This window comes from Rhizobium sp. BK176 (assembly GCF_024808055.1).
Genome location: NZ_JANUBV010000014.1, coordinates 1 through 12,801, shown reverse-complemented (window position 1 = coordinate 12,801; position 12,801 = coordinate 1). Strand labels below are relative to the sequence as shown.

The following is a 12,801-nucleotide window of genomic DNA, read 5'->3' as shown; positions in this document are numbered from 1 at the left end:
GCGCGCCGTTTACCCGAACAGCAGATGCTTGCCGATCGTAAACAGGAGGAACACCCCGCACGCGGCAATCGTGCAGAGCACGGCGAAAGAGCCGAGATCCTTGGCGTGCTTTCCAACCATCGAGATCTCAGGCGAAATCCTGTCGATGACTTCCTCGATCGCGGTGTTGAGCGCCTCTACGGCAAAGAGCACGAGAAACAGGACGACAGCGATCATCAACTCCGCCAGCGTCGCGCCGACGGAGACCAGCAGGATCAGTGAAACCACGAAGAACAACAGTTCCTGCCGGAACGCCGCCTCCTTGATCAGCCGGCGAAAGCCGCCAAGCGAATAGCTGGCGGCTGCAAAGAAGTGGCTGATGCCGGTGAGTTTTGTCACGGCAGGTTTCATCAAGTGCCCTCGTCGTCCGTCAATGGCAGCCATTGCCGCCATCAGTCAGAAATTGCGATACCGGTTCACGGTCCCCGCGGCAAGAACTCTGTCATCAACCTGTCATAAACCTGAAGGTTTCAGTGCTTGTTGCTGACACCTGCCTGCGAGAACGTTGCCATGCCGGAATGGCAGGCCGCCGCTGCCTTGACGATACCGGCCGCGAGCGCCGCGCCAGTCCCCTCGCCAAGCCGCATCCCGAGCGCGAGAAGCGGCGTTTTGCCAAGCATTTCAATCGCTCGCAAATGTCCGGGTTCGCCGGAGACGTGGCCGATCAAGCAGTGATCGAGCGCCGAAGGATTGGCGGCCTTCAGGATGGCGGCGGCCGCTGTCGCGACATAGCCGTCGATCAGCACCGGGATCCTCTCGACACGCGCGGCCAGGATTGCCCCAGCCATCGCCGCGATTTCGCGTCCGCCGAGGCGGCGCATGATCTCCAGCGGATCGTCAAGATGGTCACTGTGCAGCGCCACAGCCTTTTCGACCGCAGCTATCTTGCGTTCCAGCATTTCGCCTTCGGAACCGGTGCCCGGGCCAACCCAGTCACGCGCGTTCCCGCCGTAAAGGGCATAGTTGATCGCTGCTGCGATCGTGGTGTTACCGATCCCCATCTCGCCGATGCAAAGAAGATCGGTGCCGCCTGCGATCGCCTCCATGCCGAAGGCCATGGTTGCCGCACAATCGCGCTCGGACAATGCGGGCTCTTCGGTGATGTCACCGGTCGGGTAGTCGAGCGCGAGATCGAAGACCTTCAGCCCAAGATCATAGGCCACGCAGATCTGATTGATCGCAGCGCCGCCGGCCGCAAAATTCTCCACCATCTGCTGCGTCACGGCCGGCGGAAACGGCGTGATGCCCTGCTTGGTGACGCCGTGGTTGCCGGCGAAGATCGCCACCAGCGGCCGGTTCACTGCAGGCGCCCTGCCCGTCCAGGCGGCAAGCCAGAACGCAATTTCCTCAAGCCGTCCGAGGGCGCCGGGCGGCTTCGTCAATTGAGCATCGCGTTCGCGCGCGGCTGCAAGTGCCCTGGCATCCGGTCCCGGGAGATCGCGCAGAAGTGCCCGAAAATCGTCGAATGGCAGGCCTGAAACGCTCATGAATGCGATTTCCTTGTCTTGGTCGGTAACTTGTCTTTTCGCTGCAAATCAGCTTCTTTCGTCGCCACTCTCTTAAAGGTAGGCGCCGGGGCGAACAACTCCTAAAGCGCTGCATATGGTCGCGGAGTCGGGGTGAGAATGAACATCGGAAACTATGCGGCCGACCTCGCTCGCGCCGTCGCCTTCCTCAGCCGCATTCCGATGCCGTCTTTCGCCTTCGCCGGCTTCGACGGCAAGCTTGACCGCGCCTCCCGCGCCTTTCCCATGGCAGGCATTGTCATTGCGCTCGTGCCCGCGCTTGTCTTCCTGGTCATGCTCGGCCTGCGCGCCGACAGTCTGATGTCGGCGTTTGCAGCCCTGGCCGTTCAAGCAGTATTGACCGGCGCGCTGCACGAGGATGGCCTTGCCGACTGCGCCGATGGCCTCGGCGGCGGGCGCGACCGCGACCACGCGCTCTCCATCATGAAGGACAGCCGCATCGGCACCTATGGTGCGCTCTCGCTGATCCTGTCGTTCGCGCTTCGGGCGGCTGCACTCGCTGCGATCGCACGCACAGCGCAGCCACTTGCCGCGGCGCTCACGATTCCCGCAATCGCCTGCATCAGCCGCGGCGCGCTCGTCTGGCACTGGCACCGGCTGCCATCGGCAAGACCCGTGGGCGTAGCAGCCGCCGCCGGCCAACCCGGCGAAGGCTCGATGCACATGGCGCTCGTGTCCGGCTGTGTTGTGTCCGCTCTGCTTCTCTGGCCGAGCCTTGGTCTCCTTCCTCTCGTTTGCGCTCTCCTTGGCTGCGGCTTGTCGGTCATGGCCTTCACCCGGTTCGTGCGCCACAAGCTTGAAGGCCATACGGGTGACACGCTCGGCGCGGCGCAACAGATTTCGGAAATCGCCGCCGTCTGCGCCCTTGCCATGGCCCTGTGAAATCTCGATATAGATTGCATGCAAACACCCTGCATCGATGTCTGCTGTATCGACCCAAAGACCGGCCTTTGTACGGGCTGCGGTCGTACGCTTGCCGAGATTGGCGGTTGGATGTCATTTTCCGACGACGAGCGCGAACGGCTCATGGCCGTACTGCCCGCACGGCTTTTCGCAAAGGGACAGGATATCTCGCAGGCTACGCAGATTAGGCCGGAGCGGCGTGCATGAACCGTCTGACGATCGTCCTTGCGGTCCTTGGCCTGGGTCTCGCCGTCCTCCTGTTCAGCGACGACACAAGCCGGATCTTCGGTATGCGGACCGACGATTTCGGCCGCTTCATCTATCTGCTTCCGATCGCGTTGATGCTGGCTGCCGGCATCTGGGCGCGCCGCGCCAGCGCCAGCGAGACCCTTCGCAACCTGATGATCTGGCTTGTCCTGATCCTCGGCCTTGCGACCCTTTATCTCTATCGGCAGGAAGCACTCGGGGTCGGCAATCGTCTGCTCGCAGGTCTTGTCCCGGGCCGCGCCGTGGTCGTGACCACCAGCGAGGGTGATCAGGAGGTCATCTTGCACAAGCTTTTGAACGGCCATTACGAGGCCTATGTCACGATCAACGGCCAGAGTATTTCGATGCTGGTCGATACTGGCGCCAGCATGATCGCGCTGTCCCGCGAAGACGCCGAGCGAGTAGGCATTATCCCTGACAACCTCGAATATTCGATGAGCGTGATGACTGCAAACGGCCGCGCCCGCGCCGCCCGTGTCATGCTTTCCGAGGTCGCCATCGGCCCAATCATCCGTCATAACGTTCCCGCCAGCGTCGCGCAGGACGGCAAGCTCGATCAGAGCCTTCTCGGGATGAGCTTCCTCTCGACCCTCGGATCCTTGCAGATCCAGACTGACGAGCTTCGGATGCGGGACTAGAGGCAGTGTTCAGCTCCGCAGCCGGTAGCCCGTCCTGAAAATCCAGCCCAGCGTCCCTAGACAGATCGCCAGGAAGATCGCGATCATCCCGAGGCTCACTAGCGGGTTGACGTCCGCGATGCCAAAGAAGCTCCAACGGAAGCCGCTGACGAGATAGAGTACGGGGTTGAAGTGGCTCACTGCCTGCCAGAAGGGCGGCAGCATGTTGATCGAATAGAAGCTGCCACCGAGGAAGGTCAAGGGCGGCACGACGAGCATGGGAATGAGGTTCAACTGTTCGAAATTCGTGGCCCATATGCCGATCATGAAGCCGAACAGGCTGAACGTGATCGCTGTCAGCAGAAAGAACAGAACCATCATCACTGGATGCTCGATCCGGATGTCCACGAAGACATTCGCAGTGAGCAGGATAATCACCCCGATCATCAACCCTTTTGTCGCCGCGGCACCGACATAGCCAAGCAGAATTTCGGTCATTGCCACCGGCGCCGACAATACCTCGTAAATCGTGCCGGTGAACTTCGGAAAGTAGATTCCGAACGACCCGTTGCTGATGCATTGCCCGAGCAGCGTCAGCATGATCAGGCCGGGCGTGATGAACGCGCCGTAGGACACGCCTTCAACCTGCTGGATGCGCGAACCGATCGCCGCGCCGAAAACGATGAAATAGAGCGATGTCGAGATCACAGGCGAAACGACACTTTGCAGAAGCGTCCGGCGGGTGCGGGCCATTTCGAAGAAATAGATGGATCTGATGGCTTCGAAGTTCATTTTGCCCCTCCCACGAGCGCCACGAAGATGTCTTCCAGCGAGCTCTGTTGCGTGGAAAGATCCTTGAAGTGAATGTTGTGCTCGCCGAGCCGCTTCAGCAGCGTGGCGATGCTTTCCTGCTCCTTCTGAGTATCGAAGTCGTAGATCAGGCGGCTGCCGTCTGCCACAAGCGAAAGACCATTGCCCGCAAACCGATCCGGCAGCGCTTGCAGCGGTTCGTTCAGTTCGAGAATAAGCTGCTTGCGGCCGAGCTTCGCCATCAGCGCCGTCTTGTCTTCGACCAACAACAGCTCGCCGCCGTTGATGACGCCGACACGGTCGGCGATCTCTTCCGCCTCTTCGATATAGTGCGTGGTCAGGATAATCGTGACGCCGGAGCGGCGCAGCTTTTCGACGACGTGCCACATGTCCTTGCGCAGCGTCACGTCGACACCTGCGGTGGGCTCGTCGAGGAAGAGAATTTCCGGCTCATGCGATAGCGCCTTGGCAATCAGCACCCTTCGCTTCATGCCGCCGGACAATTGCCGCAGCGTGTTGTCCTTCTTGTCCCAGAGCGAAAGATCGCGAAGCACCTTCTCTATATGCGCGGGGTTGGATCGCTTGCCGTGCAGACCGCGCGAGAAGCTGACCGTATTCCACACAGTCTCGAACTGATCGGTGGTTAGCTCCTGTGGAACGAGACCGATCATAGAACGCGTCGCCCGGAAATCCTTCACCACGTCATGACCGCCGACGGAAACAGCGCCCCCGCTCGGATTGGTAATGCCGCAGACAATCGAGATCATCGTCGTCTTGCCCGCCCCGTTCGGCCCGAGCAAGGCAAGGATTTCGCCCTTCTCGACATCGAGGTCGATGCCTTTGAGGGCCTGAAATCCGTTGGCGTAGGTCTTGGTGAGATTTCGAATGGAAATGATCGGGGCCATGAAGGGCTCTTATGGAGGCTGCGGCGAAAAGTTGCTCGCCGCTATATATGCGTTTCCGGTGGTTTTGACATCCCGGCGCTGCTGAACAGAGTATTCACTTCCGTGAAAACGCTTCCAAGCGAAAAAAATGTCCAAGCCTGTGGAAAACTCCGGCGTGGCAGCATGTCATCAACCGGTGATCTTTCTGCGGCATAAAGGCGGCGAGGCAGCAAGCGCTCTCCGTCCCGCCGCACCCCTTGCGGAGCAGCCGCCTGAGCGATCTCGTTACGCTCCCGTGTTTCCTCGACATGCGTGAAGTGCATTACCAGTCATTACATGATCTGACTCGGCCGGGCGGTGCCGCCCGCGCCGTGTTCGCCTTGGGCCGGCCTTCGGGCCGGCCTTTCCTTTTCAGTGGCAGTAGACCCTGCCGCTCTGGCGTTCGCGCAGATCGAAATGGAAATGGTTCCAGTGCTCCGGGTTGCTCCCGGGCCCTAACACTGTATTGAAATATTTGCAGCTGTCGGTGCGCACGGCCTGCAACAGCCTGCCCTCCCGGAACGAGAACAGCCCCTTCTTGCGCACGTCGATCGCGTGGCCGCTCTTCAGAACGAACTTGCCGACATCGATCGCGTTGCCGCGGGCATGCTCGGACATCGGATTGTAGCGCTGCCGGCTGTTGTTCATGCGGCGGCAGCTGTATCCGCCAAGCGGCTGAATGGTCTTGATGCCCGACCAGTAGCGGAAGCGCGCGGACGGGGCGAGCTCGTTCTTGACCCATTTGGCAAAAGCGAGCGTCACCTGGCAATTCAGTGTCACCGCTGGCCTGACACCGATATTGCCGGAAAGCCCCTGCAACGAGATCGGATACGGCACCTGGCAAGCGGGCCCGTTCGAGATTGGTGGCTTCTCGGTATAGACAACGCCCATTCGCTTCAGCTCGCGGCGGCAGGCAAGCTCCGAGGCCGGCATGACGCTCGGATCAGCAGGAGCCGCGGGCGCACTCATCATCGGCGCGGTCGGGTTGTTCGGCCGCAGCATGGCGACCTCCTGCTCGTCGTTCTCCTCGGGCACCCGCGCGGGCGCCACGACCGCCCTGCCATCGTTCCAAACAGGCGCGCTGCTCATCTGTGCCTGCGCCGCCGGCGCCGGGATCCGTGCAGGATTGAGCTGGGTAGGATTGTCGGTCCCGATGCCATCGACGACCGGCTGATCGGAGTGCCCCTCCGCGATCTGTTGCTGCTGTTCCTCGGCGAGGCCGACAACCGGTTCGGCACCAAGTTCGGCATCCATGTTGACGCCGCCCTCGGGCACCGAGAGCTGCTGAGTCCCTCCCCAGGTCGAAGGCTGACTGCGAAGCGATCCGGCCGCACCCTGCGCCCCTGCCATTGCCTCATCGCTGTCGATCATAGGCAAGCGCCCAGGTTGCTGCGGTGCCTGTAGCGTCCGTGACCGAGTGCCCGCGCCACTGTGTCCCGTTCCGGCAAGATTGGGCGTATCGAGGTAATCGACCGAACCTGCTGCATCAGCGACCGGTGCACCTGCGACCGGATAGGGTTGCTCGTTCGGCGGCATCTGCATCTGCGCCGCCGGCGCGCGGCGCTGCGGCGAAATCGATCCGACCCGAGTTCCGTTGTCGACGTCACCGGGCGGAATAAGGCCATCGGTCGAACATGTTACCAGCGCCGTCGAGAGCAGCGTTGGCAGCACGTATCGCCGAAGAATGGAAACAAACGCCATGCTCTCATCGCTTCCGAGGAACGGCAGGGATCTAAAACTTCAACCGAAATTTAGTGAAGAACGGTGAACGAAAGCTTACCCGGACCGGCGACGGCGGGCCTTGAGCCCAAAACAGTACCGGACTAGCACAAGCGCGCGCGACAAGACCGTTGGCGCCGCCGCGTACAAAACGAAATCTTAAGTCATTCCAACGATTGTAGGATTGGGCCATCCAACGTTGGGTCGAGCATGAAATTCTTCGCTGCCTTCGCCAAAATCGCAGACTGCGTGGCGCCCTCCCGGCGCGGCCGCCAGGCTGCCATGGAGGCTCTCCAAAACGCGCTCGCGGAAACGGAAAAGCAGCTCGAACAACAGGCAGTTGCGCTTGCCCACAGCCGCAAGATCTTCGATCGCTCGTCTGAGGCCGCCAGGATTGGCGTATGGGAATGCAGCCTTCCGGACAATCGCCTGGTCTGGACCAAGATGGTCTATGATCTCTTCGATATGCCAGACGACGCCGAACTCGATCGCGCCGAAATCCTGAAGTGCTACTCGAAGGAGTCGCTCGCCGAGCTTGCTCGCCTCCGCACGCGTGCAATCGAGGAACGCACAGGCTTTACACTCGACGCCGAGATCGTCACGCCCAAGGGCAATACGCGATGGATCCGCATTACCGCGACCGTTGAGTGTGAAGGCGGTGTACCTGTCCGTATTTTCGGCATGAAACTCGACATCACGGCCGAGAAGACGATGTTCGACCAGATTCGCTATCTCGCAGAATTCGACATCCTGACTGGCCTCCCGAACCGCGCGCAATTTCAGACTGCGCTGCAACGCCTGCCCCTCCGCTGTATCAACGGCACCGCCACAGCCCTGCTTCTCATCGACCTTGATGGCTTTAAGGGGATCAACGACACGTTCGGTCACCAGGCCGGCGATGAATGCCTCAAGGAAACAGCAGAGCGCCTGCTGGCGGCATGCCAGGGGGCAGATCTGGTCGCACGCATCGGCGGCGACGAGTTCGCGGTCCTTGTCAGCGGTTACGACAGCGCCGGCAGCGTCGCTAGGCTCGCTGAGACGGTCGTCGACTGCCTCAGCCGCTCCGTCGAACGGGATGGCTCCCGGATGCATGTCGGTGCCTCTGTTGGCGTCGCCTTCTTCGACCCAACCATGCGCTCCGACATCTTCGTTTGCGCCGACGCCGCGCTCTACGAGGCGAAGTCTCAGGGCAAGAACCGGTTCCGAATCTGCCAGGCTTTGGTCAGCGACGACAACCGAAAGATGGATGCAGCCTAGCCACCCGGTAAAGCCTGACGAATCTGCTGCTTTCAGGTAAGATGCCGGAACGCTATCCCGGGTTCGTTGGCAGCGTGCTGGAGGTCCATATGGCAGGCGGAAAATCCACAGTCGTCACAAGTGCACGCGAGACTACGCTGTTGATCGGCCGGCTGCTTCTTGCCTGGATCTTTCTGCATGAGGGCGTATCGCTGGCGCTGAATTTTTCCGGCGCCATCGAGATGGCCGCGCAATTCGGCTTGAGCGTCCCCTTGCTTGTGGCAACGATCGCTCTGCAGATCGTTGCTGGTCTCTCCATCGCGGCCGGTTTTTTGACCCGCATCGGCGCGACCGCCTTGGGCCTGTTTTGCGTTGCGACGGCGACGCTCTATCACACCAACTTCAGCGACCAGAACGAGCTCTTTCATTTCGAGAAGGATCTCGCGATTGCAGGCGGCATGTTCGTGCTCGCGGCCGTCGGTGCAGGCGCTCTCTCGATTGATACCTGGCTGAAGGGTCGCGGGTTCTAGCGCGAACGACAGGTCACCGCTCGGTCACACTGGCGTCGCGGCGCTCTCGTCGATAGGCTCGCAAGATTGCGTCAATCGCCCTCTCCGCCTCGTCGGCACCCGTCTGATAGTTGGAAACCGAAAGCCGCATGACGTGCCTGCCGCGCCATGCCGCTCCGCTGGCAAACAGGACGCCTTCGCGCTGCAAGGCCCCGATCGTTCGTTTCGTCAGCTCATCACCCTGCTCGGGCGGCAGGTCCGCTCCGAAGCGCACGATAACCTGGTTGAGAACGACATCATTGCCGATAGCAATGCCCGGTTCCGCGCCAAGAGCGAAAGCGATGGCCTTTGCAGCGTCACACGCTTGATCGACCAGAGCGCCGACACCACTGCTCCCCAGGTGTTTGATCATCGCCCATGTGGCAAAGCCGCGTGCGCGTCGCGACAGTTCCGGGACATAGTCCGAGGAATTGCGCTCGCCTTCGCTCGCAAGCGGCAGATAACTCGCCGCGATGGTCATCGCGCGCCGATGCGCCAGTTCGTCGCGCACGATCGCATAGCCGCAATCATACGGCGTCTGCAGCCACTTGTGCCCGTCGGTGGCCCAACTGTCCGCCTGCTCTACGCCAGCGGTCAAATCGCATCGCAGGGCGGAAGCCTGCGCCCACAGGCCAAATGCACCGTCGACATGCACCCATGCGCCTTTCGATTTGGCGAGCGGGACCAAGCTACGGAAATCGTCGCAGCCGCCGGTATTGATCTGGCCAGCCTGGAGGACCGCTATACACGGTCCGGAAACATCCGCTACCGCCCGCTCGAACGCTGCAGGCTTGATGCGCCCTTGATCATCCGTCGCGATGCGCACCACACGATCGTGTCCAAGTCCGAGAAACTGCAAAGCCGAAAACACGGTCGTATGCGCGTCATCGCCGATCAGTACGGTGATTGGCGGCGCTCCGAACAATCCATTGGCATCTGCATCCCAACCGGCCCTTAGCAGCACCTCGCCCCGAGCAGATGCAAGACAGGTGAAATTTGCGAGGGTCGCGCCGGTGACAAAGCCGACAGAGCTGCCTGTCGGGAGCCCGAGCAGTTGAAGCAACCAGGCCGCAGCCACTGTTTCTACCGCCGCAGCCGAAGGCGACACCATATGGTTGCCGGCATTCTGTCCCCATGCGCTCGTCAGGAAATCGGCAGCAACCCCCATCGGATGAGAGCCGCCGATGACCCAGCCAAAGAAGCGCCCCCCGGTCGTTAGATGCAAGCCGGGCTCCGCTGCCGTCACCAATTGCTCGAGCACGTCGACCATGGGTGATGGTTGTTCGGGCAGCGGACCGGCAAAGGCATCCACCGAGGCGAAATAGTCATGAAATGGGTGATGGGGACGGCCGTCGTTCTTCTCTCGAAAGCGGGCCGCATGACCGGCAGCGATTGAGAACAATTCCTTCGTGCCCATGATATCCGCCCTCCACGCCGCGCCGTCAAAGCCCGCGATGGCGGAGAGTAGCCTGAACTCTATGACGGGGCCAGCCCACCGGCTAAGCGCACCTGTCGACAGCCTTCAGGGCTTCAAGCGCCGAGGCTGCGAAACGCCATCGGCACATCGCGTTTCTCGCTGCCGTAGAGCTCGTTCATGATCTTAGCGACTTCGATGGCATGGCCTTCGGTCAAGCCGTGCAATATCTGCCCGCCGAAAGAAGCAGGCTCTTCAGTCTCGTTGTCCCACACGATCCATGAATCGAGCGGGTCGCAAATGACATCGTAACGTTGATCGGAACTACACATGGGTAAATTGCCTTAAAGAACCCTACCCGCTTAAGCCCTCGACTCTTAACGTGCTCTTGCTTCGGACTACCAATTTAACGCGAGCGATTTCTTGTCCTGATGATCGGGAAGCCCAGAAAATACCAGGACAAGGCCGTTCCCAAGCCCACCGGCGCGATCGGACCGATGCTGCCACCACGTAGCAGGCAGGCCAGAAGTCCCGCGACCAGTCCGACGATCACCAGATCGATCAGGCATGGCCGCGACTCGGATGATGATTTCTCTCCCATGATGTCGACTTAGGTCATCCGCCTGCCCTGACAAAGGCATTGCCCCCGGGATGCCTAACAAAGCCTGAACGTCAGGCAAGGCGTCTCCCTAAGAGATGCCGGAGGTTCCGATTTGGTGCAGCTGGCGTCGCTTGCGCCGGGCAAATCCGACGCACCCCTCGTCTATCGAGCTGGAACGCTGCCCGTGACGATCCGGTCTGTCTTCATCACCTGCATCTGGGGCCAGTTGGACGCGGCTTCGCTGGCCGGACGGCTACCGACGGCCAGAATTGTTATCAGACCCGCCACGATGGCAGTAAAAAGCAAGCCGCTGTAGGTCATTGTTTCGAGCCTCAATGCTGTGGTTTCCCAGCCACTGCGGCGCAAACTGATACGAGACGCTGAATGAAAGCCTAATGAACATGGTTAACGCTCAGCGTTTCCCGATTTGAGGCGCGACCTGTGGATAACTAGTCGCCCTCGCCGGTCTGCGCTGGCCGCTGCTGGAACAACCGCTTCAAGGCGTCGACCTGCTCCGCGTCGATCTTCGCGTCCGTCACGGTGATCCAACCATCAATGTAGTGTTGCGGAGCATAGACATGGCCGTACCCCATCGGGGACGTCGTAGCGGTTGCCATGTCGACGAGCAATTGCAGCATCGTCAGCGCGGGAAACCAACGCAGGCTCGGCGAAACATCGGGTCCTCGCGGCTGCCGCATCCAGGCCGGCTCCCGGTAGAAGGAATGAGGATCGAAAAACGTCACGGCATCGCTGGCATATTGCAGATAGACAAGGCGAATTGGTCCCCAATGTGCACCGGGAATATCCAACTGGTTCGTCTGGTTGGTGAACCGAATGAGAGATCCATCCCGGAACTGCGGCAACCAAGCGGGCGATTTGGGATTGCGCGCAGCCGTCACGTCGCGCCACATTCTGCTTTCGAACGGCGGGCCACTCCACAACGCGCCATGGAAGGGATCCGACACGATATCGAATATGTCGGCGGAGATCTGGGAATTCAGCGCTCCAAGGCTGAGGCCGTGCAGGTAGAGCTTGGGTCTCTTGTCTCGCGGCAGCGTCGTCCAGTAGCCATAGACTTCACGAAAGAGCGCCCTGGCGGAAGCCGATCCGTATTCCGGCTCGACGAGCAGCGAAAGCCAGCTGGTCAGATAGGAATACTGGAGACCCACGCTCGCCACGTCCCCGTGCTGCAGATATTCGAGCGTATCCATTGCCTCGGGGTCGATCCAGCCGGTGCCGGTTGGGACGATGATGACGAGCAGCGAGCGTTCGAACGCGCCTTGGCGCTTCATTTCGTCCAGCGCAAGCCTTGCGCGTTGCTCGATGGTCTCTGCGTTGTTGAGGCCGACGTAAGTTCGTATCGGCTCCTGCGCCACAGTCTTCCAGAAATCGCCGATATCAACGGCTGTCGGCCCCGATGAGATGAAATGACGGCCCTGGCGACCAAGTCCCTCCCAGGTGACAAGCGAGGCGGTGCTTCCGGTCTTCGCGGGGTCGGCTGGTACGGGGATGTTGTCTTCCACCAGTGCATCCAATTTCCGGAAGGATGTGTCTGCCATATGGAGAGCCGAGCGCAGCAGCACGCCGTTCACGACGGACCAGAAAAGCACGATGGCCAGTGCCCCGCCAACCACCTGCGAGACCCGACGCGGGACGAAGCGTGATAGCCATCCCGAAAAGGACAGACAGGTAAGGCGGAACAGCCGCCCAATCAGAAAGGCCGCGAAAAAGACGAGGATGGCGATGGTCGCAACCTTGAAGGGGTCGGCCGTATCGACACGCTCGATATGCCATAAGTCGCGGATCGAATTCTGCCAGTCGGCAGCCCGCCAAAGGAAAGCCACGGCCAGCAAGAGGCCAAGTCCGCAAACGATCAGGTTGCCGGGCAGCCTGCGGCCGTCGAAAACGGGCAGTTCCAAGTACTTCCACAGCCAAGTGAAACTTACCGCGATGAGATACCCGACCGCGGCGGCAATGCCGGACAGAGCGCCTTGAATGAAATAGGAGCGCGGCATGAGGCTCGGCGTCAGCGACGCAGCGAAGAAAATGAAGGCTAGGGCCAGCCCCGGCGTCGAAAACGACGCGAACAGGCGCAGCAGCAAACGGTTCATGCGTTCCCTCTCATGCTTCTGACGCCGATAACGACCGGCGTGCCCAGTCTTGCCACATCTAAAGTCCGAGGAACTTGAACGGCGCGG

Annotated in this window: 14 protein-coding genes; 5 read left to right on the top strand and 9 right to left on the bottom strand. The window is 60.8% G+C overall.

Annotated elements, in window-relative coordinates; all coding sequences use genetic code 11:
* Positions 1–9: 9 nt before the first annotated feature.
* Positions 10–390 (bottom strand): diacylglycerol kinase, encoded by a 381-nt coding sequence (locus FHT76_RS29480; protein WP_183862754.1) that lies wholly within the window; start codon positions 388–390, stop codon positions 10–12.
* A 119-nt stretch (positions 391–509) separates the two neighbouring features.
* The gene (gene cobT, locus FHT76_RS29475; RefSeq protein ID WP_183862756.1) at positions 510–1,526 is read right to left on the bottom strand and encodes a nicotinate-nucleotide--dimethylbenzimidazole phosphoribosyltransferase; all 1,017 of its coding nucleotides are present in this window, start codon (positions 1,524–1,526) and stop codon (positions 510–512) included.
* Positions 1,527–1,664: 138 nt separating this feature from the next.
* Between cobT and FHT76_RS29470 the strand changes: the two genes are divergently transcribed.
* Genes FHT76_RS29470 through FHT76_RS29460 form a run of 3 tightly spaced genes read left to right on the top strand, consistent with a single transcriptional unit; the run spans position 1,665 to position 3,373 of the window.
* Positions 1,665–2,447, top strand: coding sequence for an adenosylcobinamide-GDP ribazoletransferase (locus FHT76_RS29470; protein WP_183862758.1), 783 nt, complete (start codon positions 1,665–1,667; stop codon positions 2,445–2,447).
* An 18-nt stretch (positions 2,448–2,465) separates the two neighbouring features.
* A complete protein-coding gene (locus FHT76_RS29465) occupies positions 2,466–2,675 on the top strand; it encodes a DUF1289 domain-containing protein (protein WP_183862760.1) in 210 nt (69 codons plus the stop codon).
* Complete coding sequence (locus FHT76_RS29460) at positions 2,672–3,373, top strand: TIGR02281 family clan AA aspartic protease (protein WP_183862762.1); 702 nt, start codon at positions 2,672–2,674, stop codon at positions 3,371–3,373. The genes FHT76_RS29465 and FHT76_RS29460 overlap by 4 nt, the downstream gene beginning before the upstream one ends.
* Positions 3,374–3,382: 9 nt before the next feature.
* On the opposite strand, the gene FHT76_RS29455 is transcribed toward FHT76_RS29460, so the two are convergent.
* From FHT76_RS29455 to FHT76_RS29445, 3 genes are all read right to left on the bottom strand, one after another.
* Positions 3,383–4,144, bottom strand: coding sequence for an ABC transporter permease (locus tag FHT76_RS29455; RefSeq protein ID WP_183862764.1), 762 nt, complete (start codon positions 4,142–4,144; stop codon positions 3,383–3,385).
* Positions 4,141–5,067: an ABC transporter ATP-binding protein gene (locus FHT76_RS29450; protein ID WP_183862766.1), complete on the bottom strand. Its 927-nt coding sequence runs from the start codon at positions 5,065–5,067 to the stop codon at positions 4,141–4,143. Before FHT76_RS29450 ends, FHT76_RS29455 begins: the two co-directional genes overlap by 4 nt.
* Positions 5,068–5,457: 390 nt before the next feature.
* Positions 5,458–6,786, bottom strand: a complete 1,329-nt coding sequence (locus FHT76_RS29445; protein ID WP_183862768.1) for an extensin family protein — start codon at positions 6,784–6,786, stop codon at positions 5,458–5,460.
* Between the two features lie 228 nt (positions 6,787–7,014).
* Between FHT76_RS29445 and FHT76_RS29440 the strand changes: the two genes are divergently transcribed.
* Together FHT76_RS29440 and FHT76_RS29435 are read left to right on the top strand one after the other, a co-directional pair.
* Positions 7,015–8,061 (top strand): sensor domain-containing diguanylate cyclase, encoded by a 1,047-nt coding sequence (locus FHT76_RS29440; RefSeq protein WP_183862770.1) that lies wholly within the window; start codon positions 7,015–7,017, stop codon positions 8,059–8,061.
* An 89-nt stretch (positions 8,062–8,150) separates the two neighbouring features.
* The gene (locus tag FHT76_RS29435) at positions 8,151–8,570 is read left to right on the top strand and encodes a DoxX family protein (protein WP_183862772.1); all 420 of its coding nucleotides are present in this window, start codon (positions 8,151–8,153) and stop codon (positions 8,568–8,570) included.
* Between the two features lie 13 nt (positions 8,571–8,583).
* Here the strand turns inward: FHT76_RS29435 and FHT76_RS29430 are convergent, their stop codons facing one another.
* From FHT76_RS29430 to FHT76_RS29415, 4 genes are all read right to left on the bottom strand, one after another.
* On the bottom strand, positions 8,584–10,005 hold the full coding sequence (locus tag FHT76_RS29430; protein WP_183862774.1) for an aspartate aminotransferase family protein: 1,422 nt from the start codon (positions 10,003–10,005) through the stop codon (positions 8,584–8,586).
* A gap of 113 nt (positions 10,006–10,118) precedes the next feature.
* Entirely contained in the window at positions 10,119–10,334 is a 216-nt protein-coding gene (locus FHT76_RS29425; RefSeq protein ID WP_183862776.1) for a hypothetical protein, read from the bottom strand.
* 431 nt (positions 10,335–10,765) lie between these two features.
* Entirely contained in the window at positions 10,766–10,939 is a 174-nt protein-coding gene (locus FHT76_RS29420) for a hypothetical protein (RefSeq protein ID WP_176705686.1), read from the bottom strand.
* A gap of 113 nt (positions 10,940–11,052) precedes the next feature.
* Positions 11,053–12,714: an alpha/beta-hydrolase family protein gene (locus FHT76_RS29415; RefSeq protein WP_183862778.1), complete on the bottom strand. Its 1,662-nt coding sequence runs from the start codon at positions 12,712–12,714 to the stop codon at positions 11,053–11,055.
* Positions 12,715–12,801: the final 87 nt, after the last annotated feature.

What these genes read in the sequence shown, in the direction of transcription:
- FHT76_RS29480 (WP_183862754.1), bottom strand. Translation starts at nt 390, where the DNA reads ATGAAACCTGCCGTGACAAAACTCACCGGCATCAGCCACTTCTTTGCA.
- cobT (WP_183862756.1), bottom strand. Translation starts at nt 1,526, where the DNA reads ATGAGCGTTTCAGGCCTGCCATTCGACGATTTTCGGGCACTTCTGCGC.
- FHT76_RS29470 (WP_183862758.1), top strand. Translation starts at nt 1,665, where the DNA reads ATGAACATCGGAAACTATGCGGCCGACCTCGCTCGCGCCGTCGCCTTC.
- FHT76_RS29465 (WP_183862760.1), top strand. Translation starts at nt 2,466, where the DNA reads ATGCAAACACCCTGCATCGATGTCTGCTGTATCGACCCAAAGACCGGC.
- FHT76_RS29460 (WP_183862762.1), top strand. Translation starts at nt 2,672, where the DNA reads ATGAACCGTCTGACGATCGTCCTTGCGGTCCTTGGCCTGGGTCTCGCC.
- FHT76_RS29455 (WP_183862764.1), bottom strand. Translation starts at nt 4,144, where the DNA reads ATGAACTTCGAAGCCATCAGATCCATCTATTTCTTCGAAATGGCCCGC.
- FHT76_RS29450 (WP_183862766.1), bottom strand. Translation starts at nt 5,067, where the DNA reads ATGGCCCCGATCATTTCCATTCGAAATCTCACCAAGACCTACGCCAAC.
- FHT76_RS29445 (WP_183862768.1), bottom strand. Translation starts at nt 6,786, where the DNA reads ATGGCGTTTGTTTCCATTCTTCGGCGATACGTGCTGCCAACGCTGCTC.
- FHT76_RS29440 (WP_183862770.1), top strand. Translation starts at nt 7,015, where the DNA reads ATGAAATTCTTCGCTGCCTTCGCCAAAATCGCAGACTGCGTGGCGCCC.
- FHT76_RS29435 (WP_183862772.1), top strand. Translation starts at nt 8,151, where the DNA reads ATGGCAGGCGGAAAATCCACAGTCGTCACAAGTGCACGCGAGACTACG.
- FHT76_RS29430 (WP_183862774.1), bottom strand. Translation starts at nt 10,005, where the DNA reads ATGGGCACGAAGGAATTGTTCTCAATCGCTGCCGGTCATGCGGCCCGC.
- FHT76_RS29425 (WP_183862776.1), bottom strand. Translation starts at nt 10,334, where the DNA reads ATGTGTAGTTCCGATCAACGTTACGATGTCATTTGCGACCCGCTCGAT.
- FHT76_RS29415 (WP_183862778.1), bottom strand. Translation starts at nt 12,714, where the DNA reads ATGAACCGTTTGCTGCTGCGCCTGTTCGCGTCGTTTTCGACGCCGGGG.